Raw genomic sequence first — 23,292 nt, 5'->3', positions numbered from 1 at the left:
AGATGGATCGTTTCGGGACTACGAATATTGAGAAAATTATCAACATTTTAAACAAAAATTTCAAATATTTCGTAACATCTTCATAAGCAGCAATCTATCATCTTCAACCTGAATTTTTAGTGTGGATAACTATTTATCCACATCGGTTTTCCACATCATGATGGCTTTTGTCCCTATTTCCGTTATATCGTTATAAACTGGCTGCTGGAAAGCAAATTCTAAGCCATATGCACATTAGTAGACATTTTTTTTGCTATTTCTTAACTAAAAAACTCAAACTCACTGAATATCAAAGCTATTATTTAAATTAAGAATTTGCAGAAAATAGCGTTGTTCAGTTTATTCAAAAATACACTGTGGATTCATTTCCATACCGATGATAAGTTAGAAAGAGATTATTAGATTTTCAAGTATTATTATTGTCCTTAATATTCGCCAAAAACTGCTCTAAGTACATCTGCAATCTCACCCAGTGTGGCATACTTTTCTACGGCATCAATAATTAGCGGCATTAGGTTAGCATTCGTTTCGGCCGCTTGAGCTAATTTATCCAAAGCCAGTTTAACTTCTGCAGCATTTCTATTCGCTTTTAAATACTCCAATTTTTCCGTTTGCAGTTTACGGATAGAATCATCTATATTAAATACCTCGGTAAGCCCTTCCTCCTCTTGTGTAAACTTATTTACCCCCACTAAAACTCTTTCACCACTTTCTACTTCGGTTTGGTATTGATAAGCTGCACCAGAAATTTCATTTTGCATGTAATCGCTTTCTATTGCATTAACAGATCCACCCATGGCATCTATCTTATCTATATATAACCAGGCAGCTGCTTCTACCTCATCAGTTAGGTTCTCCACAAAAAAGGATCCCGCTAAAGGATCAACTGTATCCGTTACGCCACTTTCAAAACCTATAATTTGTTGGGTACGCAAGGCAATCTTAGCCGCAGACTCTGTTGGCAAGGAAAGCGCTTCATCATAACCATTGGTATGTAAAGACTGTGTACCACCCAAAACGGCTGCCATGGCTTGGTTACTTACCCTAATTACATTATTTAAAGGTTGTTGTGCAGTTAATGTCGACCCACCGGTTTGCGTATGAAAACGCAGCATTTGCGCTTTTATATCGGTAGCGCCAAGGTCTTTGGTAATTTTTGCCCACATTCTTCTGGCAGCCCTAAACTTAGCAATCTCTTCAAAAAAGTTATTGTGGCAATTGAAAAAGAAGGACAATCGCTTTGCGAAAACGTTAATATCCAAACCTTTATCGAGCGCTGCTTTTAAATAGGTTTTACCATTTGCCAAGGTAAAAGCGAGTTCTTGTACCGCTGTTGATCCTGCTTCTCTAATATGATAACCCGAAATAGAAATGGTATTCCACTTTGGCACCTCTTTACTGCAATACTCAAAAATATCGGTAATTAACCGCATGGATGGTTTTGGCGGATAGATATAAGTACCCCTCGCGGCATACTCCTTTAATATATCATTTTGTATAGTGCCAGAGATTTGCTTTAAATCTGCACCTTGTTTTTTAGCCAATGCAATATACATCGCCAATAAAATTGATGCTGTTGCATTGATCGTCATTGAGGTTGTGATATTTTTTAGCTCAATGCCATCAAATAAAATCTCTATATCTTTTAATGAATCAATGGCTACACCAACTTTTCCTACTTCACCATCGGCCATTTCATGATCAGAATCATAGCCAATTTGTGTTGGCAAATCAAAAGCCACAGAAAGACCGGTTGTACCTTGCGCCAATAAATAATGATAACGCTTGTTTGATTCTTCCGCAGTAGAAAAACCCGCATACTGCCGCATGGTCCACAAACGTCCTCTGTACATGTCCTTTTGTATCCCCCGGGTAAAAGGAAATTCGCCTGGCTTCTCATCCATTGATCTGGCGGTAGTATATAATTCCTTAATTTCTATACCAGAAGTGGTTGTATGCTTATTCTCACTCATACTTATATTTGGTTATTGGCTATAAACGACTAATTGAAAAACATACAATTAAACGATTTAAAAATTTACTGTTCTTAAAACATTCGTTGAATGTCTTTTTTAATCAACTCTATGGTTAAATCATATGGATTTTCATCAATCGAGGCCATATGATTTAATATTGCTTTACTCAGCTCTATTCCATTTGCATCAGCTGGCAGGCCTTGCACTGCATTGTTAATCATAGCAATGGTATCATCCTTAAGTTTCCTCACCACATTCCAAGTAATACTATCTACATAAAGCTGTTGAGTAATATTATGCTGATATTCGGATCGCACTTCATTTAAAATTCCTGCTTGTAGTACGCTTAAACCAATACCTTGCTGATGTAGGCGAACCAATAAATTAGCTGGGTTTATTCGATCTGTAAAAATGATTAATCTTTCGTGAGCCTGTAATCTTAATGGTAAAAGATGAGCGCTGGCTTCTTTATTAATTTCTAGAGTTTTAAGATTAAAAAACCGTTGTATATCGGCCTTAAGGATATAATAAACTGCCATAAAGGCGATAAAGATGCCAGCAAATAAAATAGCTACATCGGTTACAATTTGTTGTATATTCATTGGTATTGTTTAACTACGGTAATTTTAACACCCGCATAAAAGCAAAAATGTGCATTATTATTTATATTTGTATCAGTTAAAATTTAAATAACATGAGCACAACAGTTGATACAGCATTTGCACCGGTAAGTTTTTCTGAAAACGCAGCAAAAGAGTTATATAAATTAAAAGATCAGCAAGAAATTGGCGAAGATTTTGGCTTACGTGTTGGCGTTGAGGGTGGCGGTTGCGCAGGGATGAACTACGTTTTAGGCTTCGACCAGAAAAAAGATGGCGATCAGGAGTTTTTTATTGATGGAATTAAAGTTTTCATGAATAAAGCTCACCAAATGTATTTAATGGGTATGATGATTGATTGGCAAGATGGATTAAACTCTCGTGGTTTTACTTTTGTTAATCCAAATGCAACCAGTACTTGCGGCTGTGGCACAAGTTTTTCTGCATAAACAAAATATTATTGTAACATATAGTGCGGTCCCCTTGTCTAAACATTGGGACTTTTTTATTTTTAAGGCAAATTGTCCGCATTTTGCACCCATCGCTATACGCTAAATAAATGAATTACAGAGAAAATATCAGGCTGGCATTAGAATCAATTAAAGGCAATCGTTTACGCACAATGTTAACAGCTTTAATTATTGCCATTGGTTTAATGGCTTTAGTTGGTATTTTAACTACGCTTGATGCTGTTAAAAAAAGTATGACTGAGGCATTTAGCAGTATGGGGGCTAATTCATTTACAATTAGAAACCGTGGTACTGGTATTAGAATTGGCGGCCCAGGTAAGCGCCCTAAACCTTTTAAAGAAATTAGGTATGAAGATGCCGTACGATTTAAAGATAGCTTAAACACCCCCGCAACTGTTGCCGTAAGTGTTTTTGCCAGCGGTGGCTCTACCGTAAAATATGGTAGCTTAAAAACCAATCCAAACATTAATGTACAAGGTATTGATGAAAATGGCTTGCCTGCACAAGGCTTAAGTCTTTCTGAAGGTAGAAATTTCAGTAAATCTGAAGTACAAATGGGTTCTAATGTTTGCATTGTTGGTGGCGACGTTGTAGATAAGCTTTTCAAAAATGCTGATCCGATGGATAAATTGATTAATGTTGGAAATAACAGATTTAAAATCGTTGGAATTTTAGCTAAAAAAGGCTCCAGTATGGGTTTTAGTGGTGATAGAGCTGTTTATGTACCTTTGCTAAAAGCGAAGCAAATTAATGCAAATGCAAATCCATCCTATACCATAACAGTAATGGTACCTAATAACGACATTATGGATAACGTTATTGGAGAATCTACCGCATTATTTAGAAATATTAGGAAAGTAAAAGTTTCGGAAACCAATAATTTTGAGATTACAAAGAGTGATGCTATTGCACAAACCTTATTCGAAAACCTTGCTTTTGTTGCCGTTGGGGGTGTTGCCATTGGAATTATAACCCTAATTGGTGCATCAATAGGATTAATGAATATTATGCTGGTTTCGGTAACAGAACGTACTCGTGAAATTGGTATTAGAAAAGCCATTGGTGCTAATCCACAGGTTATTCGCCGTCAATTTTTAATAGAAGCTGTAGTAATTTGTTTAATGGGCGGTGCGTTAGGAATTTTTCTGGGCATACTTCTCGGTAACATTATATCACTGGCAATGGGCGGTGCATTTATAATTCCATGGATGTTTATTATCGGCGGATTTCTTTTATGCGTATTGGTTGGTATTGGCTCTGGCTACTACCCTGCTAAAAAAGCTTCTAAATTAGATCCTGTTGAAGCATTAAGATACGAGTAATATACTTTTTGAAGACAGTTAAAATATTAACGATCATTTTAAAGCAAAATATTATTTAATTGATGCTGGGTTAAAAGTCTTTGCATTTCTACTGTTTTTAAACTTTCTTCCATTGCTGCGGCATGTTTTAAATGGTGCATATCGCTCCCTATAAAATCTATCATGTGGTTTTCTACCATTTCCAGGGCTACCTTTTTTGCTCCAGAACCATAGTAACCCGTTAGCGCAATAGAGTTTAACTGCAATAAACACCCTGTTTCCTTAATTTGATGATATTTCTCAAAAGAACCATAGTAATAAGGATATCTTTCAGGATGTGCCAATACAGGTTTGTACCCACTATCCTGCATGGTTTTTATAAAATCAATTAAGTTTTGTGGTGCGTTTATATAAGAAAGTTCAAAAAGTACGTAGTTATTGCCGAAGGTTAGTACCTCCTTTTGTTTAATTTTTTTTTCTAAAGTTTCATCCAAGTAGTATTCAGCGGCAGCATCAACCTCCAAATCCAGTTGCACTTCATGTAAACCTTTTCTTAAAATATCTAATCCTCTATTAATGGTATCAGGTGTATTCCGAAAATAATCGGCCATAATATGCGGCGTAGCAATTAATTTTTTAAACCCGAGTTGTTTAAATTTTTTCGCCAGTAATAAAGAATCTCCGATGGTTTGAGCACCATCATCAATACCGGGTATGATGTGCGAATGCATATCCGTACCGATATTCGAAAAGTTAAATTCGGGTACTATTTTTTTCTTCTTAAATAAACCGAACATAATAGTGCTATTAAAATTAAATTTTACAATTCTTTTGGGATGTTTGATGATTCAGCGGCCGAAGCCATTTTTGAAGTATAAATTTTATTCAGCAATTGATTTACCTCTCCGCTTAAATCAAACTGTAGATCTTCGTGAAGCTTTTTAAACTTATTTAAGGTTACCGCAACTGTTTTTAAGTAGTAAACGGAAAATAAGATCATAAAATCCCGATAGGAAAGGATTTTACCTTTATAGGCTATCGGGATTATATTTAAAATGTAGATTTTGAGTTCAACCTCTCCAACTGCATCTTTTGTAACTTTATAAAAATGGTTAACAGAAGTAATCATTTTTCTAACCTTAACCAACGCTTCCTTTGCATTTAAGTTTTTAAGTTCAGAAATTTGATCTGCAACATCTGCTTTTATCTTTTCCTTCCGATCTTCGAGATCAGTCTCATCTTCCAATAATTTATAATGAAGATGCTCTGTAAGCACTTTATCTTTAGCAACCAAACGCAACAGCAACTTATCCTTCTCCTTTATGGGCAAGTCTGTTATCGCTAGTTTTAAATCTTTGTGCTCAGCAAGTTTCATCTAAAAAGGATTTGCTTTAATGTAATTTTCCCACTCCCAAGCAGAACGCATCATTTCATTAATATCCAAATTAGCTTTCCAGCCCAACTCTTCATTGGATTTTTTTACATCACCATAAATTTGAATAATATCACCAGCCCTTCTCGGTCCAATTTTATAATCCAACTTGGCATTGGTTGATTTTTCGAAGGCAGCAATAATTTCTAAAACAGAAGTTCCCTTGCCCGTTCCTACGTTAAACACCTCATAATTAGAAGCACCTTTATTATCTTCAAGGCGATTTATTGCCGCAACATGCGCTTTGGCTAAATCAACAACATGAATATAATCACGAATGGCCGAACCATCCGGGGTATCATAATCATCACCATAAACCGTTATCGGACCACGTTTGCCAATAGCTGATTGGGTAATGAAAGGAACCAAGTTTGCCGGTACTCCGTTAGGTAATTCGCCAATTAAAGCAGTTTCATGTGCCCCAACAGGATTAAAATAACGCAAAGCGATTACATTTAAATCTGGTGTTACCGCAGCTGTTTCTTCTAAAATCTCTTCGGCAATTTGCTTAGTATTACCATAAGGAGATTCGGCCTTCTTTACTGGCGCTGCTTCTGTTACTGGTAAAGTATCAGGCTGACCGTAAACGGTACAAGATGAAGAAAAAACGAAGTTTATTTTTTTGTTGAAAGAGGTGAGCAGGTTAATTAAGCTATAAAAATTATTTTTATAATATTTTAAGGGTTGCTCTACTGATTCGCCAACGGCTTTGTAAGCTGCAAAGTGAATAATTCCACTAATATCAGTATGGTTTTCTGCAAATTCCTGAACTGCTTTATCATCCTGTAAATCAATTTCATGGAAATCATGCCATTTACCTGTAATAGCATGGAGCTGGGTTAAAATTTTAATGTTTGAGTTAGAAAGGTTATCCAAAATAACAACCTCATAACCTGCATTGTGTAATTCTACTACGGTGTGCGAACCAATGTAACCAGTACCGCCGGTAACCAATATTTTAGCCATTTTAACGATTGAATGTTGTGAAATCTTTATGTTCTATTTTTTGTAATGCTTCTGCCGGTAACGACTTGAAGTATTCATATGTAATTTTAAGACCTTCTGCTCTGCCAATTTTTGGCTCCCATCCCAACAATGCTTTTGCTTTTGTAATATCCGGTCTACGTTGTTTCGGATCATCTTGAGGCAACTCTTTATAAATAATTTTTTGTGATGTGCCTGTCAGCTTGATTATTTCCTCGCAAAATTGCTTAATCGTAATCTCATCTGGGTTGCCAATGTTTACAGGCTGTGCATAATCAGACATTAGTAAGCGGTAAATGCCTTCTATCAAATCATCTACATAACAAAATGAACGGGTTTGTGTGCCATCACCAAAAACGGTTAAATCTTCGCCTCTTAATGCCTGACCAATAAATGCTGGTAAAACTCGTCCATCATTTAGGCGCATTCTCGGTCCGTAGGTGTTAAAAATGCGTACAATTCTGGTTTCTACTCCATGAAAGGTATGGTAAGCCATGGTTATAGCTTCCTGAAAACGCTTTGCCTCATCATAAACACCACGGGGCCCAACAGGGTTTACATTACCCCAATATTCTTCGGGTTGTGGGTTTACACTCGGATCGCCATATACTTCTGATGTGGAAGCAATTAACATTCTTGCTCCTTTTGCCCTTGCAAGCCCTAATAAATTATGTGTTCCTAATGAGCCTACTTTTAAGGTTTGAATCGGAATTTTTAAGTAATCTATCGGACTGGCTGGTGAGGCAAAGTGCAGAATATAATCCAGCTCACCGGGAATATGTACAAATTTGGAAACATCGTGGTTATAAAACTCGAAGTTTTCCAAATTAAAAAGGTGTTCAATATTAGCAAGATCGCCTGTAATCAGGTTATCCATACCAATCACATGGTAATCTTCCTTTATAAAACGATCGCAAAGGTGCGAACCTAAAAATCCGGCGGCTCCTGTAATCAGAATTCTTTTACGACTCATCTTAATCAATTAATTTTCTGCCAATACTGTTATAATAGTAACCTAAATCGATCATTTTTGGAAGATCGTATAAGTTACGTCCATCAAAAATTACCTTAGCTTTAATCTTACTTTCTATTTTATCAAAATCAGGGTTACGGAAAACCGACCATTCTGTAGCAATTAACAAGGCATCTGCATTTTCTAACGCTTCGTATTGGTTCTTAGCATAAATTACCTGGTCGCCAATGGTTTGTTTTACATTTTCCATCGCTTCAGGATCAAATACGGTAATGGTTGCTCCATGTTTTACCAATGCATCAATAATATATAAAGCAGGTGCCTCTCTAATGTCATCAGTTTCTGGCTTAAAGGCCAATCCCCAAAGGGCAAAATGCTTACCCTGAATATCATTTTTATAATATTTCAACACTTTATCAACCAGAATGGTTTTCTGTCTTTCGTTTACGGTAATAACAGATTTCAAAATTTGAAAGTCGTATTGGTAATCATCAGAAGATTTTACCAATGCCTGTACATCCTTAGGGAAACATGAACCGCCATAACCTACACCTGGAAAAAGGAAGCGTTTACCAATACGATCGTCTGATCCAATGCCTCTTCTTACCGCATCAACATCAGCACCAACCAATTCGCAAAGGTTGGCAATTTCGTTCATAAAGGTAATTTTAGTTGCAAGAAAAGAGTTTGCAGCATATTTTGTTAGCTCTGATGAACGCTCATCCATAAATAAAATTGGGTTGCCCTGGCGTACATATGGAGCATAAAGATCGGTCATTATTTTAATTGCCTTTTCGCTTCTTGTTCCTAATACTACTCGATCTGGCTTCATGAAATCCTCAACGGCTACACCTTCACGCAAAAACTCTGGGTTAGAAACTACATCAACTTCAATATGGGTGTTTTCAGTAAAAACTGCTTTCACTTTATCTGCGGTTCCAACTGGAACGGTAGATTTGTTGATAATGATTTTATATTCGGTAATCAGTTTTGAAATGTCTTTCGCTGCACCTAAAATATAAGATAAATCTGCAGCACCATCACCACCCGGAGGCGTTGGCAAAGCCATAAAAATTATCTGCGATTTGGATACTGCTTCCGCAAGATCTGTTGTAAATAACAACCTACCCTGCTCTATATTTCTGTGAAAAAGTAAATCCAAACCTGGTTCGTAAATGGGCACTTCCCCATTTTGCATTTGCTTTACCTTTGCTTCGTTTATATCAACACAAATAACATCATTCCCGGTTTCGGCTAAACAAGTTCCGGTAACCAAACCTACGTATCCGGTACCAATTACGGCTATCTTCATCTATTTTTAAGCTTTTTAAATATATTCGTTTTATATTGCCACGAAGATAAGAAATTATTACACTCAATGCTTTTGCTTTACACAATAGGAATTAGATTTTACGGACTTATTATTAGTATTTTTTCACTTTTTAACCACAAGGCGAAATTATTTATCAGCGGGCGGAAGGATATCTTTAATCAAATTGTAGGAAAAATTAATCCTTCTGAAAAACATATTTGGTTTCATTTTGCTTCTTTAGGAGAGTTTGAACAAGGCAGACCTGTACTAGAGAAATTAAAAAATCAGTTTCCAACAAAGAAAATTGTGGTTACCTTCTTTTCTCCATCTGGTTATGAAATTAGAAAAAATTATGCCCTTGCAGATGTTTTTTATTTGCCACTAGATACGCCTGGAAATGCGAAAAGATTTATAAAAAGCATTAACCCTGAGATGGCAATTTTTACCAAATATGAATTTTGGCATTTCTATTTTAAAGCACTGAAAGAAAATAATATCCCTCTTTATATTATCTCAGGCATATTTAGAGAAAAACAGACCTTTTTTAAATGGTACGGTAATTTTTATAGAAATATTATTAAAAACGTTACTTATTTCTTCGTTCAAAATGAGGAAAGTGAAAGGCTTTTAAAATCTATTGGGTTAAATAATGTTACAATAAGTGGCGATACACGCTTTGATCGGGTTTATGAAAATGCACAAGCGCCAAAAAAGCTAACCGAAATAGAGGCGTTTATTGGAAATAACCCTGCCATTATTTGTGGAAGTACCTGGCCCGAGGATGAAAAGCTTTTATCAGCCTTACCAAAAAAATACCCCAACTGGAAATTCATTATTGCGCCACATGAAATTGATGAAAATCATATAGATAGCATAGAAAAACAGTTTACCGAAAATAGTGTACGTTTTTCAGTTTTAAATGCAACGAATAAAACATCAAATACCACATTCCAAACGCTCATTATTGATAACATCGGCATGCTTTCTTCTTTGTACCAGTATGGAAAACTGGCTTACATTGGGGGCGGTTTTGGTGCAGGAATCCACAATACGCTAGAGGCAGCAGCTTTTGGATTACCTGTAATTTTTGGCCCTAAATATCAAAAATTTCAAGAAGCTAAAGATTTAATCTCACTCAATGCCGCTAAAAGTATTGCCTCAGTTGATGAATTAATTCAAGCCTTCCAATACTTTAAAGAAAATACGAGCGCCTCCGCTACGGCAAAAAATTATGTGGCTGACCAAAAAGGTGCGACAGAAATTATTCTTAAAAAGATTTATAATGAAGAATAATACGAGCAATTATTATTTTTTGTCTTGGAAACTATTGTCAGTAGCTTTTGGCTAACATAGTCCCGCCCTTTGCTAAATCCCGATCGCAAATTAAATCAAATGTGCTACGGAGATAAAACACCAAACACAGTTTATTGAACAGAACCACACAGGTATAATTTAGCGTTGGCACGAGTATAACTAAGCGTTGGCACGAGTATAACTAGCATTGGCAAGAGTATAACTAAGCGTTGGCACGAGTATAACTAGCGTTGGCACGAACATAACTAGCGTTGGCACGAGTATATCTAGCGTTGGCACGGATATAACTAGCGTTGGCACGAGTATATCTAGCGTTGGCACGAGTATAACTGGCGTTCGCACGAGTATAACTAGCGTTGGCACGAGTATAACTAGCGTTGGCACGAGTATAACTAGCGTTGGCACGAGTATAACTAGCGTTGGCACGAGTATAACTAGCGTTTTATTCCGCTGGTTGATGATTATCACCAATCACTTAAAAGCCATATAATTAGAAAGCTGAGTATTCATCAACCCAACTTTGCCAAGGAATTAAATGATCGCAAATTAAACCAAGTGTGTTACGGTGACAGCACCTAGCATAGGCTTAAGAGATATTAAGGAGTACGTATACTTAAATTTGATCTACTCTAATCCATTCCATTCCTGCTGCAATGGCAGCCTGAACGCCGGGATCACCATCTTCAAAAACCATACATTTTGCTGGGTTTACGCCAAGTAATTCGGCTGCAGCTAAAAATGGATCAGCAAATGGTTTTCCTCTTTCAGTTTCGCCAGAGCAAACCAAAACTTCAACCAAGGGTAGTAAACCTAAAACAGTTAAAGTTTTCTCTACTGTTTTTCTGCTCCCTCCAGATACAACACCAATTTTAACTTTACCTGCATTCTTTTTCAAATGCTCGGCAACAAACTCTATTGGCTTTGTTTCTAAAATAAAATTATCAAAAAACTCTATTGATTTTTCGTGCGAAAAGGTATCAGGTAATTCTACTCCATAACGGCGACCAATTTCCTGGCTCACTAAAACAGTTGGCCAACCGGCAAGCTCATCAATAATTGCAGTATCTAAATCTATATTGTATTTAGATGCTACATTTTTATACGATAGCTTGTGTGCACCCATATTATCGGCAAGGGTACCATCACAATCGTATAAAAAAGCTTCATAATCACCCGATGTTAATTGATTTAATATGGCGAGTTTCTCTAATTCTGTTTTCAAAGTATATTATTTATAGCATTAACGCAACTGTTTGTTACTTCATCAACTGTTGAGGAGGCGTTAATGGTAATGGTATTTTTTTCTGTAGGTAAGGGTTCTTCCAGTGTTTCAAACTGACTTTCTAAAAGGCCTTTAGGCATAAAATGACCTACTCTATTCTGCAATCGATCTGCAATTTCCTCGAAGCTGGATTTCAAGTAAATAAATTGAGTTTCGCCATTAATATCTTCCCGTAAAATATCACGGTAAGCTTTTTTTAAGGCAGAGCATGCCATGATTAGCATTTCTTCTTTTTCGAGATGTTCGGAAGCAATTTTACCGAGGTTATTTAACCACGGAATCCGATCTGCATCTGTTAAAGGAATACCCGAACTCATTTTTATAATATTTGCCGAAGGGTGAAAATCATCTGCATCAATAAATTCGGCATTCATTTTTTCGGCAACGTGTTTTCCAATAACGGTTTTTCCGCTACCCGATACGCCCATTAAAATGATGCAGCCCCTCGTCATACTAATTTACCATTCCTGCCAATGCTTCAATAAACACTGGGCTATCGTTTAAACTTTCTACCAATTGCACATGCTCGCCACCTAGTGCTTTAAATTCTTCATGATATTCTACTGTAATTTCATAAAGAGTTTCTAAACAATCGGCAACAAACGCAGGACTAAAAACCAATAAACGTTTTTTACCTTCAGCAGCAAGTTTCTTTAAAATATCTGTGGTATATGGTTGCACCCAAGGTTCTTTACCTAAACGGGATTGAAAACAAACGGTATAATTCTCTTTGGCAATGCCTAATTCTTGTGCAATTAACCTAGCTGTATCATGACCTTGTGCCGAATAACAAAATTTATTGGTATCATTTAATGTTTGGCAGCAATCGGCACTCTTTAAACAATAACTTCCTGTATGGTCGCACTTTAAAAGCTGACGCTCTGGTAACCCGTGGAAACTAAATAAAATATGATCATAAGTTTCTGGCTGATGTTTCCTTGCGTTTTCGGCAAAAACTTTAATCATCAATTCATTATCATGAAAAGAATTAATGAATGATATTGGTGGTACCGTTGCCCATTTACCTACCAACTCCATAACCAATTGCATTACTGAGCCCGTGCTTGCTGATGCATATTGAGGAAATAGCGGTATAACCTGAATACTTTCTACCAAACCAGCTTTTAAATTTGCCAAAGCAGTTTCAATAGATGGACTTTGATAGCGCATGGCAAGTTCTACATGGTAATCATCACCCAATCTATCCTGCAACATGCTAGCTTGTAGCTTGCTAAAATACAAAAGTGGTGAACCTTTCTCATTCCAGATTTCTTTATAAAGCTTTGCAGTTTTAGGACTGCGAAATGGAACTATAATTCCTTTTACTAATAAAGTTCTGTTTAATTTTGGTATATCGATCACACGTTCGTCCATTAAAAACTGATCTAAATATTTTTTTACATCAGAAACTGCAGGACTATCAGGAGTGCCTAAATTAACGAGTAGAATTCCCTTTTTGCTCATTTAATAAGAATATGATTTGTTGCGCAAATATCGCTTTTTTATTTTTTTATACCTATCCAAAAAATGTGACGGCCGACATTTTTAAGTCAAATTTCTATCAGGTTATAAGTTATATGATTAAGGTGGTAGAACATTTAAAATTATCATTTGTTTTCTAATCAGCAGATAAATTCAGTATTAACACTAGAGTATAGAAACGCACAAAGTTGAAAGCTTTAGTTGATTATTTAACTTCTAAGTGGCACCATTAATTAACCCCTCAACTTTTACTTTTATACAATTGCCACCAGGGTGTACCTGGTTTTTGGTGATGCTCCAAATGATAGCCGAAGAAATAACAGCTTATAAATGCATAAAAATGATTTTTGCGAAGCGTTGAGGATTGATATTCATTATCGTGCTCTCCTTTATGGGGCTGGTATGTTCCGAAATAAAACAACTGGAAAGTGCTTAACAGGGCTGGCAATACCCAAAAAATTAAGAGGTTTTGTTGCGGAATCCAAATTTTTAAAACATTAAAGGCAACAGCCATAATAATAAGCTGTACAATTGTTATATAATTCCACATAAAGCTTAAATACCATTTCCAAAAACCGTGTGCAGCATAATCAGGATCATCATGAGTATGTACATGGTTGTGGTGTTTATGGTGCTTATTATACAATTGCTTGTAAAAAAACCCCGCATATAGAAATACAGATAGGTAGCCTATAAAATTATTAATGGTTTTGTTGGCCGAAATTGTTCCATGCATGGCATCATGAGCGGTTATAAACAAACCTGTATATAAATGCATTTGCACTAAAACCATTAAATAAACCAATGGATTGCTCCAGGTAAAATTCCAGTTTAAAAGGAAAAAAAGAGAACTAAACCAACAGAGAATTACTATTAGTGCTATTATTAAACCTGTAAGTTTATTTAACTTTTTCAATAGCTGTTCTTTATTAGGTTAAGTTTAAACAGCAGGAAACAAAAAAAGATTTTGTTAAAATGTTTCTAAGGCTGCTTTAACTTTTTCCATCAACCACATTGGAGTAGATGTTGCACCGCAAATACCAACTTTATCATTTGCATTAAACCAGCTTTGCTCTAACTCTTCAACATTGGAAACGAAATAAGAATGCTCATTATGTTTTTTACAAACATCATAAAGCACTTTCCCGTTGGATGATTTTTTACCCGAAACAAAAACGATTTTATCATAATGACTTACAAAATCTTCCAGCTCCTCGTAACGGTTACTTACTTGCCTGCAAATGGTATCATTGGCTTTTACTTCGTAACCACGACTCAATAATTCATCTTTAATGTGATAAAATTTATCGGTACTTTTTGTCGTTTGGCTATACAATGTAAATTTAGAAGGTAACTCTACGTTATCAAGTTCTGCTAAATCCTGAAAAACAATGGCTTTACCATCTGTTTGACCTTGTAAACCGATAACTTCTGCATGGCCATGTTTACCAAAAATCAGAATTTGTTCGTCATCATCATGTGAGTTTTTAATTCTGTTTTGCAGCTTTAAAACCACCGGGCAAGAAGCATCAATTAGAGTAAGGTTATTTTCTAACGCCAATTGATAGGTTGAAGGAGCTTCACCATGTGCCCTTATTAAAACCTTTTCGTTTTTCAGGGTTTTTAAAACTTCATGATCAATGATTTTCAATCCGCGATCGGTTAGTCTTTCCACTTCTTCATCGTTATGAACAATATCTCCAAGGCAGTATAAATATCCTTCGCTATCTAAAATATCTTCAGCCATTTCTATAGCGTAAACTACGCCGAAACAGAAGCCTGATGATTTATCTATGGTAACTTGTAAGTTATTGCTCATTATTGTACAAAATTAAGCAAAAATATTTGATCCGGTTGTCATGTATAAGACAACAAAAAATATGAGCTGGGCAACAAACATTGTGGTACCTATATACTTTTGCTGTTTTAAATCCAGTGCGTAATAAAATTTCAGCAGAATTACAGACACTATAAACCAGGCGACAAAGTTTTGCCCCGGAATTTCATGATTATCCCATTGCCAGTAATCGAATTTCATGGCTACCGGTTCCAGAAAAAAATCTAGTGTAATTAAAATTAAGCCACCAAGTAGAGAGGCTAATATTGTATTTCTAATTTTAAGGCTTTTCATCATTTGGCCAACACTAAAAATAAGGATTACCCAATTTACCCCCATTAAAAGTGGAACAGCTGCTAATTTATATCCTAATGTAGTTCCATAATAATAACTACCAAAAATTTTACCTGTATTAACGCCTAGCACTTCAACCAAAAAACCGCATAAAAATACGCCACAAACAAATAGCGCCAATCTTTTAACATTAGCGTTGTAGGTAAATATAATTACCGCAAACATAAGCAGTAAATGAAAAGGAACCATTTTTATAAAGTATGGTTGCGCCGCAGGAATTATGAAACCCAATAAACCAACCAAATGAAAAATGATGATTACAGCAACTGCTACTTTTTTTACTTTTAAATCGGTCTTATCCTTCTGCCCTTCCATGTGCCTGTTTTAAAAATGTGTTTTTTGATAGAAATAATAGAAATAATTAAAAAAAATAACATCTGTATCGGGTGCAAAATGATATTAATAAAAGCATTTTGTCCTGATAAATAAGAGATCATCAATCTACTTAAAACAATTAAAGTTATGGGTAATATGAGCAGCGTAATATTAAAGTTAAACACTAAAACCAACGGACCTATAATTACCAAAAGCTGGTAAAGTAATAAGATTATGATGTTATTACCAAAACCTGCAAGCAAATTTTTACTAAATCCGTTTAAACATTCGTTCAGGTTTTTATACATTCTACAGTAAATCATGCCGTTAGCCAACAAAGCTTCTGCTTTATATTTTTCTTGTTTTACAAGCTTCAACAATTCAACATCCTCTACAACCTGCCCTTTTACTAAACGATGCCACTTATTTTCTTGATAATTTGCCGCATTAAAAAACATGCACTGCCCGCTGGCTGCAGAAAACGCAGGGTTTTTAGATAATTTGACTAACCTTAATGGCAATAGGTTTAAAAGTATAAAATGCATTAAAGGAACGGTAAGCTTTTCGCCTATAGAAAGCATTTGCTGATTGGTAAATAAACTTAATAAAGTCAATTGCCCAAGTTCCATTCTATAAATTAAACTATTAATCAGTCCGATTTTAATCTGCTCATCCGCATCTACAAATAGTAAATATTTACCTGTTGCTATTTCACTTAACTGGTGGCAAGCATAGTTTTTCCCTAACCAGCCTTCGGGTAATTTTTTCCCTTTTATAATACTAAATTGAGGATTATCGGCACAAAAATTCTTTACAACCGAGAAAGTATTGTCGCTAGAGTGGTCATCTAAAACTATGACTTCATAATTGGTATAATCTTGCTCTTTTATAGATTGAAGGAGCGCTATTATATTTTCCTCTTCATCTCTGGCCGGAATAAGGATGGAAACTTTATATTGAAAGTGTTTAATTACCCGTGGTAATTTGGGATTGGAAATAAAATTGAAAACGGTTACAGAAAACCGAATCACTAAAAAAATAAGGACAACTTGAATAAAAATGGTCATTCGATAATTTGTGTTTGTTTAACAACCGAATGCTCATAATGTTTATTGTACGCACTTTTAAGTAATTGTAAACTAATATACTCTTCGCTTTCCCAATGTTGTAGATAAGTAGTTGCGGTGGGCTTACGCTTAGAAAAGTAATCGATAAGTGTTGCCGCGAAAATAATATTGATCTTTTTTTGGCTTGCATTAATCATTTGCATTACGCCTTTTTCAAAACTAATACTTTTAAGGTGGTTGGAGTGAAGTTTGCCTTGCGGAAATACAAGAACCAAATTTTCAGGGTTATCTAGAAGATTACCTGCATAATTTAAGGTTTCTAAAACATCCTTACCTTTTGTTTCAGCAGCAAAAGCACCCAAATATTTTAAGAAACTTACTTTTTTATAATTTTCAGCATTTACGAGAACATGAAATTGCTTTTTGAAAATCTTCTTATTGATGTAGAAAATAAAGAATCCATCCCACCAACTAAAATGATTTGCCAACAATAAAATTGAATCATCTTTTTTAAATACTGGATGATCGAAATTAAAGGAAGAAAAATCCTTTTTAATAATATACTGGATATACCATGAAAAAAAATTGTAGATAATTGTATTTTTCCTGGGGTGATGCATGCAGGGAAATTGCAAAAAAATAGCCTGAAATGCAAATTTCCCTTTAAATTACGTGCTTACAAGACAAAAGTTAAAATCTATTGATAAATTATAAAGAGATTCTACCCGACAATCAAGTATCAGACTTTATTAGATGCTTTTGGAAATCTGATTCGCTGGAAGACGATTCTGATTACACAATACTCCCAAATGGCTACTTCGACTTAATCATTGAATTTAGAGAAAATAAAATCGATAGAATAAAAATTACAGGCATATGGACCGTTCCAATTGATGTAAAAACAATAAAGGATACTAAATTACTTTGTGTTCGATTTAAACCATTAGCAGCTGAATACTTATTTAAAATGAATTTTAGATCATTAATAAATTCATCCACTACACTTCCATTAAATTTCTGGAATTTGGACAATTTAAATTCAAATAAGTTTGATGAATTTATTCGCTACATTTCAAATCATATCAAGTTCATCATTTCTAATGCTAAAAATATTGATGAAAGAAAAAGAAATCTTTTCGATTTGGTTTTTAAAAAAAATAACTTCACAGTTAAATACGTTTCCGAAAAAACTTTTTGGGGGAGCAGGCAGATCAATAGATACTTTAAAAAACAGTATGGTTTTTCATTAAAAACTTATTTAGACATCATCCGTTTTAATTCTATTTATGAAGAAATCGCGAAAGATAATAAAGGCTTAAAAGCTGGTTATTTTGATCAGCCTCATTTTATTAGGGAAATAAAAAAATATACTGGCTTTACGCCGAGGCAATTATCTAAAAATAAAAACGACCGATTTATACAATTATCTTTCTTAAAATTCGGATAGTTTTGACTTATAAAGTTGAATTTTAAGTATTATGATTATAAAGAACAATGCGCTCGCAATAAATTCCATTTTAATTGCAATTTGTGTTACTATAATTGGATTAATCCTACATGAATCTGCTCACTTTATAACGGCAGGTTATTTTAATTTAAACCCAGAACTGCACAGTAATTATGTAAAACTTGGGCGCACAACAAATGAATCGAAAATAGTTATTATTGCTTCTGCAGGCCCTTTTTTTTCATTAATTTTTGGTTTGTTATTAACCTATATTTCAACAAATTTTATAAGAGCTTCTCTATTAAAATTATTTACATTATGGTTAGGCGCAGAAAATTTAATCATTTTTTTTGGTTACATTCTAATCGCTCCATTTGTGAAAAATGGTGATACAGGAAAAGTTTTTGAGTATTTAGGAATTCCGACTTACGCCTCTATCGTTATTGCCATTATCTTTTATGTTCTAATCAAATGGTTATTTGCGAAATTTTCAGTAGAGTTTAGATTCTATAAAAACGAAGATCAATTTAACCTGAAAGAGAATGGCCTGCAGCTTTTTATTTATCCAATTTTTGCATCAGTATTAACTATGACACTCTTAAGTTTGCCCATTGCAAACTGGATTATCATTCTGCCTACAACTTTAATGCCTTTAAGCTACCTCATCACATTCAAGGCATACAAGAAACTTAAGATTAATTCTCCTCAAATTAAGATCAATAAAATATCGAAGCTCTTAATAGTTTTAACAATCTTATTGATTATTTTATTTAAATATTTACGCTAGAAAATATGAGTTTAACTTAAATAAACGCGATCTTCTTCACCTTCTACATCCATTACTACATCTACGTGTTCTTTTAAAACTGTGGCCAATTCTAAACCAACAAAATCTGTTGCAATAGGGAAAATTTTATGACTTCTATCTACCAAAACTACCGTACGGATTTTTTTGTGTGGTGTATTTAAGAAAACACCTAAACCATAAGCCAGCGTTTTGCCGCTATTTAATACATCATCAACCAAAATAATCACTTTATTTTTCCAGTGACTTTCATCCAAATCGGTTTTAGCAATCAGTTTACTACTATCGCGTTCTAAATCAATCCTCAATAACACAATTTTAAAACCAGCAATTTTTTTAAGCACTTTTTCAAGTCTTAAAGCCAACTTATAGCCTCTATCCCAAATACCAGCCAATACAATTTCCTTTTCGTTCAGGTTATCTTCCAGAATTTGATAAGCAATACGGTTAATTTTTTGCTGAATTTGTTTTTTGTTAAGAATGAGTAATTGTGATGTAGCCATTTTATTAAGTGGATTGAATACAAAAAGAACGATTTTAAGGCTGAATGCCAAACTATTTCAAAAATAATTTAAAATGTTTGCAACGTTTTGCACCTATTTACGTCTAATCAATAAACCTTAACCAAATAAAGGAAGAAAAACCATAAACACTAAATACATCCTCATGAAAAAAATGATTAAATCATCAGCCTTTTTGTTTTTAATAACCATTAGCAGTCACTTTGCTATGGCACAAGACAATAAAAATGTAGCTGTAAAGGGCTTCAACAGCGTTACAATAAGTAGCGGCATTGATCTTTATTTAACACAAAATGGGTCAGAAAGCTTAAACATTAAAGGAGATGCGGAGGTACTAAAAAACATTGTTGTAGAGCAAAATGGCGGCAATTTAACCATAAAAATGAAGGATGGAATAAGCTGGGGAGGCATGTTTAAAAAGCAAATAATTAAAGCTTACCTTAATTATAAAACGTTAAATGCGCTTACAGCTTCAGGTGGATCGGATGTATTTACAGAAGGAACCATGAAAGCAGATAAATTATCAATCAGATCATCAGGAGGTGCAGACCTTAAATTAAGCTTGGTTTGTAATGATTTAACCCTTCAAAGCAGTGGCGGTAGCGATGTGGATTTAAAAGGTAAGGCAGAAAACTTAAGCGTACAAGCCAGTGGCGGTAGCGATATTGATGCTTATGAGTTTGTTGCTGAATATGCAAAAGTAACGGCCTCTGGCGGTTCTGATGTTAATATTTCAGTAAATAAAGGCTTAGAAGCTGGAGCAAGTGGCGGTGCCGATGTTCATTTTAAAGGAAATGCATCTCTTAAAAAAACATCATCATCTAAAAGTGGTGAAGTTAAAAGAGTAAATTAATAAAATAGGTTTAGTTAATGATTCCGCTGCGTTTGTGGATGCAACGCAGCGTTTCTATTTTTATAGAATTCATTAATCGAGAAATAAATTTCCTACAACCTAAATAAAATTATCCTCTACTCTTTTTGTAAGGATAATAAACAAAGTTTGCGCCTTCTGGTACCACAACAAATAAGCACATAAAGTTTTCTGGTTTTTTATATGTTTTTAAAAACGACTCTTTACGCTCTTTATTAATAATTCCTTTTTCTACAAACTCTTCCAAAGTAGACGCCTGAATTGTCCAATCGGTATTTAATTCTTCTTTATTTAAAATAATTTCACCAATATTAACCTGGTGCTGATGTGCAATAAAAATTGGGTGAGCGGATATCCCTTCGACCATAATTTCTATAGCAACCTCTTTTATAGATTCAGAATAAAATTCTAAATCCTTTTCTAAGCTCAATAACGGACTTTGCTGTTTCTCTGTCCCACTATCTTCTGGCGTTGCGCCTAATAATTCTTCTCTATCCATACTTAGCTAATTATTGAAGTTTGAATGAATGCTTTGTTAAATGTATAATAACAAGTCACTCAATCTTAAATTCAACTCTTCTCTCAATTTATTTTTTATTTCAATCTTAATAGCACTACATTTTCCACATGTTGCGTATGCGGAAACATATCTACTGGTTTAATGCGTTCAACATTATACTTTAAACTTAGCAATTCCAGATCGCGTGCTTGTGTAGCTGCATTACAACTCACATAAACAATTTTTTCGGCTTCCATTTCTAGTAATCTTTGCACAACATCAGCATGCATACCAGCTCTCGGCGGGTCGGTAATTACCACATCAGGCTTACCATGATCTACAATAAATTGGGCTGTCAAAATATCCTTCATATCGCCTGCATAAAAAATGGTATTTTCAATTCCGTTTAAGGCAGAATTAAATTTAGCATCTTCAATAGCCGTAGGTACATACTCTACACCAACAACCTGTTTTACATTTTTGGCTACAAAGTTTGCAATTGTTCCAGCGCCAGTGTATAAATCGTAAACCAGTTCATCACCTTTAAAATCGGCAAATTCTCTAGTTATTTTATACAACTCAAACGCTTGATCAGAGTTTGTTTGATAAAAAGATTTTACTCCAATTTTAAATCGGATGCCATCCATTTCTTCAAAAATATGATCTCTGCCAGAGAAGGTAATTACTTCCTGATCAAAAATGGTATCATTCTTCTTCTGATTGATAATATAAAGTAGTGAAGTAATTTGAGGAAATTCTGACTTTAAAAAGTTCATTAAACCATCAACTTGCTCCTGCTCAGGGTAAGCGAATATAACTGCCACCATCACTTCTCCAGTTGTTGAAGTACGAATAATCAGATTACGTAAAACGCCCTCGTGATTACGCAAATCGTAAAACGACAATTGATTTTCTGTTGCATATTTACGAACTGCATTACGAATTTGATTCGAAGGTTCATCTTGCAGATAGCAATGTTCTATATCTAAAATTTTATCAAAGCGTAAAGGCACATGAAAACCAAGGGCATTCATATCAAAATCCTCTTCACGTTCGATATCTGTTTTTTCTAACCAGCGTTTGTTAGAAAAAGTAAATTCTAATTTATTACGGTAATACCTGTTTTTAACAGAACCTAAAATGGGTTCGGCCGAAGAAGTATCGATTTTGCCAAGACGTTGTAAAGCAGCCTCAACATTTTTTTGCTTAAATTTTAATTGAGAATCGTAGCCCATATGTTGCCATTTGCAACCACCACAGGTTCCGAAATGAGGGCAAAAAGGATCTGTTCTTAATGCAGATTTTTCATGCAGTTGTTCAATTACTGCTTCCGCAAAGTTTTTTTTCTTTTTAGTTAATCTTACATCAACAATATCGCCGGGAACGGCTTTATCAACAAAAATAACTAATTCGTCTGCCTTGCCTACACCTTTTCCTTCTTCTGCAATATCAATAATGTGTACACTAGGAATTATAGTTACCGTACCGGGTTTTCTTCTGCTCATTATACCGCAAATATAAGGAAAAGGCCTTAAAGGTTAAGGGCTGATGATATAACGATCTTATTTTAAACTTAAAATAATAGCAATAACCTACCACACAAGTAAAATTTTACTTGTTATTTCTAATAAAATGAATGATTATTGACCAATAAATTTTAATGCTGCACCCCAAAAGCCGCCTAACCAATTAAAATTTAGGTCAAATTTCTCATCGATCTGTACTGAAAACTCTAAAACTTCTTTGCTCATGATAAAAAACCTCCCTATTTGCACAATTATACAAAATTCAGACCAAAAACCGAAACGGTACAAATTAATTTTTAGTTAATTTTACGTTAGGATTCTATTTCATCGTTAAGAAATCAAAAAAAATATAACACTACAGATTATCAAACAGTTATTTGATTCCTTAATATTATTTTGTAACTTAATGTATCATTTCACATAAAAAGGAGGTTCATCATGAACGTTATCCGTAAAATTGAACATTGGGGCGATGTTCATCAATCAAAATGGCTTGATTTTTTAAGAATCATTCTCGGTCTGGTTATCTTTGGCAAAGGTGTTTCATTTATTAGTGATACCTCTACTTTGCAAAATCTAATTACCCAAAACAATGTATTTGGTTTTTCTAGCATGTTAATTAGTGTTGCCATTCACATTATAGCGTTTGCACACTTGGTTGGAGGTATTTTAATTACCTTAGGCTTAGTTACGCGTTTTGCTGTAGTAATTCAAATTCCAATTTTACTGTTTGCTGTCTTTTTTGTTAACCTTACCCATGGTTTTTCCATGCTCAATTCAGAGTTATGGTTATCCATATTGGTATTATTTATGTTAATATTGTTTTGGGTAGTTGGCTCCGGACCACTTTCAGTAGATGAAGGTTTAAAAAATAAAACCGGAAAACGTTACGATTAGTCCTCAGGATTAATTGCTATAATTTTTC

General features: G+C 34.6%; 26 protein-coding genes. 7 read left to right on the top strand and 19 right to left on the bottom strand.

Features of this window, described 5'->3' with window-relative positions; all coding sequences use genetic code 11:
* Positions 1 to 425: 425 nt before the first annotated feature.
* On the bottom strand, positions 426 to 1,973 hold the full coding sequence (locus tag EHC72_RS19105; RefSeq protein WP_131539312.1) for an acyl-CoA mutase large subunit family protein: 1,548 nt from the start codon (positions 1,971 to 1,973) through the stop codon (positions 426 to 428).
* 74 nt (positions 1,974 to 2,047) lie between these two features.
* The gene (locus EHC72_RS19100) at positions 2,048 to 2,578 is read right to left on the bottom strand and encodes a DUF7935 family protein (RefSeq protein ID WP_131539311.1); all 531 of its coding nucleotides are present in this window, start codon (positions 2,576 to 2,578) and stop codon (positions 2,048 to 2,050) included.
* A gap of 92 nt (positions 2,579 to 2,670) precedes the next feature.
* On the opposite strand from EHC72_RS19100, the gene EHC72_RS19095 reads away from it, so the two are divergent.
* A complete protein-coding gene (locus tag EHC72_RS19095) occupies positions 2,671 to 3,024 on the top strand; it encodes a HesB/IscA family protein (RefSeq protein WP_131539310.1) in 354 nt (117 codons plus the stop codon).
* Between the two features lie 110 nt (positions 3,025 to 3,134).
* The gene (locus tag EHC72_RS19090; RefSeq protein WP_131539309.1) at positions 3,135 to 4,367 is read left to right on the top strand and encodes an ABC transporter permease; all 1,233 of its coding nucleotides are present in this window, start codon (positions 3,135 to 3,137) and stop codon (positions 4,365 to 4,367) included.
* A 38-nt stretch (positions 4,368 to 4,405) separates the two neighbouring features.
* Here the strand turns inward: EHC72_RS19090 and EHC72_RS19085 are convergent, their stop codons facing one another.
* The 5 genes from EHC72_RS19085 to EHC72_RS19065 are packed head-to-tail and all read right to left on the bottom strand — an operon-like array spanning position 4,406 to position 9,047.
* Positions 4,406 to 5,143 carry a tyrosine-protein phosphatase gene (locus EHC72_RS19085; RefSeq protein WP_131539308.1) on the bottom strand — a complete coding sequence of 246 codons (738 nt, stop codon included), beginning with the start codon at positions 5,141 to 5,143 and terminating at the stop codon, positions 4,406 to 4,408.
* A gap of 23 nt (positions 5,144 to 5,166) precedes the next feature.
* Positions 5,167 to 5,721 carry a hypothetical protein gene (locus tag EHC72_RS19080; protein WP_131539307.1) on the bottom strand — a complete coding sequence of 185 codons (555 nt, stop codon included), beginning with the start codon at positions 5,719 to 5,721 and terminating at the stop codon, positions 5,167 to 5,169.
* Positions 5,722 to 6,744: a UDP-glucose 4-epimerase GalE gene (galE, locus tag EHC72_RS19075; RefSeq protein ID WP_131539306.1), complete on the bottom strand. Its 1,023-nt coding sequence runs from the start codon at positions 6,742 to 6,744 to the stop codon at positions 5,722 to 5,724. It abuts the gene before it with no gap.
* A 1-nt stretch (position 6,745) separates the two neighbouring features.
* On the bottom strand, positions 6,746 to 7,735 hold the full coding sequence (locus tag EHC72_RS19070) for a UDP-glucuronic acid decarboxylase family protein (RefSeq protein WP_131539305.1): 990 nt from the start codon (positions 7,733 to 7,735) through the stop codon (positions 6,746 to 6,748).
* A gap of 1 nt (position 7,736) precedes the next feature.
* Positions 7,737 to 9,047, bottom strand: a complete 1,311-nt coding sequence (locus EHC72_RS19065; RefSeq protein WP_131539304.1) for a UDP-glucose dehydrogenase family protein — start codon at positions 9,045 to 9,047, stop codon at positions 7,737 to 7,739.
* Positions 9,048 to 9,113: 66 nt separating this feature from the next.
* Between EHC72_RS19065 and EHC72_RS19060 the strand changes: the two genes are divergently transcribed.
* Entirely contained in the window at positions 9,114 to 10,340 is a 1,227-nt protein-coding gene (locus EHC72_RS19060; protein ID WP_131539303.1) for a 3-deoxy-D-manno-octulosonic acid transferase, read from the top strand.
* Positions 10,341 to 10,974: 634 nt separating this feature from the next.
* Here the strand turns inward: EHC72_RS19060 and EHC72_RS19055 are convergent.
* The 8 genes from EHC72_RS19055 to EHC72_RS19020 all read right to left on the bottom strand — a co-directional run bounded on the left by EHC72_RS19055 (position 10,975) and on the right by EHC72_RS19020 (position 17,318).
* Entirely contained in the window at positions 10,975 to 11,583 is a 609-nt protein-coding gene (locus tag EHC72_RS19055) for an HAD family hydrolase (RefSeq protein WP_131539302.1), read from the bottom strand.
* Positions 11,580 to 12,095, bottom strand: a complete 516-nt coding sequence (locus EHC72_RS19050) for a gluconokinase (protein ID WP_131539301.1) — start codon at positions 12,093 to 12,095, stop codon at positions 11,580 to 11,582. The genes EHC72_RS19055 and EHC72_RS19050 overlap by 4 nt, the downstream gene beginning before the upstream one ends.
* A gap of 1 nt (position 12,096) precedes the next feature.
* Positions 12,097 to 13,107, bottom strand: a complete 1,011-nt coding sequence (gene hemH / locus EHC72_RS19045) for a ferrochelatase (RefSeq protein ID WP_131539300.1) — start codon at positions 13,105 to 13,107, stop codon at positions 12,097 to 12,099.
* A gap of 259 nt (positions 13,108 to 13,366) precedes the next feature.
* A complete protein-coding gene (locus EHC72_RS19040; protein WP_131539299.1) occupies positions 13,367 to 14,041 on the bottom strand; it encodes a fatty acid desaturase in 675 nt (224 codons plus the stop codon).
* A 54-nt stretch (positions 14,042 to 14,095) separates the two neighbouring features.
* Positions 14,096 to 14,944 carry a 4-hydroxy-3-methylbut-2-enyl diphosphate reductase gene (locus EHC72_RS19035; RefSeq protein ID WP_131539298.1) on the bottom strand — a complete coding sequence of 283 codons (849 nt, stop codon included), beginning with the start codon at positions 14,942 to 14,944 and terminating at the stop codon, positions 14,096 to 14,098.
* 12 nt (positions 14,945 to 14,956) lie between these two features.
* Positions 14,957 to 15,631, bottom strand: coding sequence for a carotenoid biosynthesis protein (locus EHC72_RS19030; protein ID WP_131539297.1), 675 nt, complete (start codon positions 15,629 to 15,631; stop codon positions 14,957 to 14,959).
* Positions 15,601 to 16,698 (bottom strand): glycosyltransferase, encoded by a 1,098-nt coding sequence (locus EHC72_RS19025; RefSeq protein WP_131539296.1) that lies wholly within the window; start codon positions 16,696 to 16,698, stop codon positions 15,601 to 15,603. The genes EHC72_RS19030 and EHC72_RS19025 overlap by 31 nt, the downstream gene beginning before the upstream one ends.
* Positions 16,695 to 17,318, bottom strand: a complete 624-nt coding sequence (locus EHC72_RS19020; protein ID WP_131539295.1) for a 1-acyl-sn-glycerol-3-phosphate acyltransferase — start codon at positions 17,316 to 17,318, stop codon at positions 16,695 to 16,697. The genes EHC72_RS19025 and EHC72_RS19020 overlap by 4 nt, the downstream gene beginning before the upstream one ends.
* An 80-nt stretch (positions 17,319 to 17,398) precedes the next feature.
* Here EHC72_RS19020 and EHC72_RS19015 point away from each other — a divergent pair, with 80 nt between their 5' ends.
* Both EHC72_RS19015 and EHC72_RS19010 read left to right on the top strand, forming a co-directional pair.
* Positions 17,399 to 18,145: a helix-turn-helix domain-containing protein gene (locus EHC72_RS19015; protein ID WP_131539294.1), complete on the top strand. Its 747-nt coding sequence runs from the start codon at positions 17,399 to 17,401 to the stop codon at positions 18,143 to 18,145.
* 31 nt (positions 18,146 to 18,176) lie between these two features.
* The gene (locus EHC72_RS19010) at positions 18,177 to 18,932 is read left to right on the top strand and encodes a hypothetical protein (protein WP_131539293.1); all 756 of its coding nucleotides are present in this window, start codon (positions 18,177 to 18,179) and stop codon (positions 18,930 to 18,932) included.
* Between the two features lie 11 nt (positions 18,933 to 18,943).
* On the opposite strand, the gene EHC72_RS19005 is transcribed toward EHC72_RS19010, so the two are convergent.
* The gene (locus EHC72_RS19005) at positions 18,944 to 19,453 is read right to left on the bottom strand and encodes a phosphoribosyltransferase family protein (RefSeq protein WP_131539292.1); all 510 of its coding nucleotides are present in this window, start codon (positions 19,451 to 19,453) and stop codon (positions 18,944 to 18,946) included.
* Between the two features lie 163 nt (positions 19,454 to 19,616).
* Between EHC72_RS19005 and EHC72_RS19000 the strand changes: the two genes are divergently transcribed.
* Positions 19,617 to 20,324: a head GIN domain-containing protein gene (locus EHC72_RS19000; protein WP_131539291.1), complete on the top strand. Its 708-nt coding sequence runs from the start codon at positions 19,617 to 19,619 to the stop codon at positions 20,322 to 20,324.
* Between the two features lie 109 nt (positions 20,325 to 20,433).
* Here the strand turns inward: EHC72_RS19000 and EHC72_RS18995 are convergent, their stop codons facing one another.
* The 3 genes from EHC72_RS18995 to EHC72_RS18985 all read right to left on the bottom strand — a co-directional run bounded on the left by EHC72_RS18995 (position 20,434) and on the right by EHC72_RS18985 (position 22,592).
* Positions 20,434 to 20,841: a hypothetical protein gene (locus EHC72_RS18995; RefSeq protein ID WP_131539290.1), complete on the bottom strand. Its 408-nt coding sequence runs from the start codon at positions 20,839 to 20,841 to the stop codon at positions 20,434 to 20,436.
* Between the two features lie 95 nt (positions 20,842 to 20,936).
* Positions 20,937 to 22,346, bottom strand: coding sequence for a 23S rRNA (uracil(1939)-C(5))-methyltransferase RlmD (gene rlmD / locus EHC72_RS18990; protein WP_131539289.1), 1,410 nt, complete (start codon positions 22,344 to 22,346; stop codon positions 20,937 to 20,939).
* Between the two features lie 135 nt (positions 22,347 to 22,481).
* The gene (locus EHC72_RS18985; protein ID WP_131539288.1) at positions 22,482 to 22,592 is read right to left on the bottom strand and encodes a phenylalanyl-tRNA synthetase subunit alpha; all 111 of its coding nucleotides are present in this window, start codon (positions 22,590 to 22,592) and stop codon (positions 22,482 to 22,484) included.
* Between the two features lie 213 nt (positions 22,593 to 22,805).
* On the opposite strand from EHC72_RS18985, the gene EHC72_RS18980 reads away from it, so the two are divergent.
* Positions 22,806 to 23,264, top strand: a complete 459-nt coding sequence (locus EHC72_RS18980; RefSeq protein ID WP_131539287.1) for a DoxX family protein — start codon at positions 22,806 to 22,808, stop codon at positions 23,262 to 23,264.
* The last annotated feature ends 28 nt before the right edge of the window (positions 23,265 to 23,292 follow it).

Origin of the sequence: Pedobacter nototheniae, assembly GCF_004335085.1 — a bacterium.
GTDB classification, from domain to species: Bacteria; Bacteroidota; Bacteroidia; order Sphingobacteriales; family Sphingobacteriaceae; genus Pedobacter; species Pedobacter nototheniae.
This window is presented reverse-complemented; position numbering and strand designations above follow the sequence as displayed.

Excerpts from the sequence above, each read along its gene's own strand:
- EHC72_RS19105 (WP_131539312.1), bottom strand. The coding sequence starts at position 1,973 with ATGAGTGAGAATAAGCATACAACCACTTCTGGTATAGAAATTAAGGAA.
- EHC72_RS19100 (WP_131539311.1), bottom strand. The coding sequence starts at position 2,578 with ATGAATATACAACAAATTGTAACCGATGTAGCTATTTTATTTGCTGGC.
- EHC72_RS19095 (WP_131539310.1), top strand. The coding sequence starts at position 2,671 with ATGAGCACAACAGTTGATACAGCATTTGCACCGGTAAGTTTTTCTGAA.
- EHC72_RS19090 (WP_131539309.1), top strand. The coding sequence starts at position 3,135 with ATGAATTACAGAGAAAATATCAGGCTGGCATTAGAATCAATTAAAGGC.
- EHC72_RS19085 (WP_131539308.1), bottom strand. The coding sequence starts at position 5,143 with ATGTTCGGTTTATTTAAGAAGAAAAAAATAGTACCCGAATTTAACTTT.
- EHC72_RS19080 (WP_131539307.1), bottom strand. The coding sequence starts at position 5,721 with ATGAAACTTGCTGAGCACAAAGATTTAAAACTAGCGATAACAGACTTG.
- galE (WP_131539306.1), bottom strand. The coding sequence starts at position 6,744 with ATGGCTAAAATATTGGTTACCGGCGGTACTGGTTACATTGGTTCGCAC.
- EHC72_RS19070 (WP_131539305.1), bottom strand. The coding sequence starts at position 7,735 with ATGAGTCGTAAAAGAATTCTGATTACAGGAGCCGCCGGATTTTTAGGT.
- EHC72_RS19065 (WP_131539304.1), bottom strand. The coding sequence starts at position 9,047 with ATGAAGATAGCCGTAATTGGTACCGGATACGTAGGTTTGGTTACCGGA.
- EHC72_RS19060 (WP_131539303.1), top strand. The coding sequence starts at position 9,114 with ATGCTTTTGCTTTACACAATAGGAATTAGATTTTACGGACTTATTATT.
- EHC72_RS19050 (WP_131539301.1), bottom strand. The coding sequence starts at position 12,095 with ATGACGAGGGGCTGCATCATTTTAATGGGCGTATCGGGTAGCGGAAAA.
- hemH (WP_131539300.1), bottom strand. The coding sequence starts at position 13,107 with ATGAGCAAAAAGGGAATTCTACTCGTTAATTTAGGCACTCCTGATAGT.
- EHC72_RS19035 (WP_131539298.1), bottom strand. The coding sequence starts at position 14,944 with ATGAGCAATAACTTACAAGTTACCATAGATAAATCATCAGGCTTCTGT.
- EHC72_RS19030 (WP_131539297.1), bottom strand. The coding sequence starts at position 15,631 with ATGGAAGGGCAGAAGGATAAGACCGATTTAAAAGTAAAAAAAGTAGCA.
- EHC72_RS19025 (WP_131539296.1), bottom strand. The coding sequence starts at position 16,698 with ATGACCATTTTTATTCAAGTTGTCCTTATTTTTTTAGTGATTCGGTTT.
- EHC72_RS19020 (WP_131539295.1), bottom strand. The coding sequence starts at position 17,318 with ATGCATCACCCCAGGAAAAATACAATTATCTACAATTTTTTTTCATGG.
- EHC72_RS19010 (WP_131539293.1), top strand. The coding sequence starts at position 18,177 with ATGATTATAAAGAACAATGCGCTCGCAATAAATTCCATTTTAATTGCA.
- EHC72_RS19005 (WP_131539292.1), bottom strand. The coding sequence starts at position 19,453 with ATGGCTACATCACAATTACTCATTCTTAACAAAAAACAAATTCAGCAA.
- EHC72_RS19000 (WP_131539291.1), top strand. The coding sequence starts at position 19,617 with ATGAAAAAAATGATTAAATCATCAGCCTTTTTGTTTTTAATAACCATT.
- EHC72_RS18995 (WP_131539290.1), bottom strand. The coding sequence starts at position 20,841 with ATGGATAGAGAAGAATTATTAGGCGCAACGCCAGAAGATAGTGGGACA.
- rlmD (WP_131539289.1), bottom strand. The coding sequence starts at position 22,346 with ATGAGCAGAAGAAAACCCGGTACGGTAACTATAATTCCTAGTGTACAC.
- EHC72_RS18985 (WP_131539288.1), bottom strand. The coding sequence starts at position 22,592 with ATGAGCAAAGAAGTTTTAGAGTTTTCAGTACAGATCGATGAGAAATTT.
- EHC72_RS18980 (WP_131539287.1), top strand. The coding sequence starts at position 22,806 with ATGAACGTTATCCGTAAAATTGAACATTGGGGCGATGTTCATCAATCA.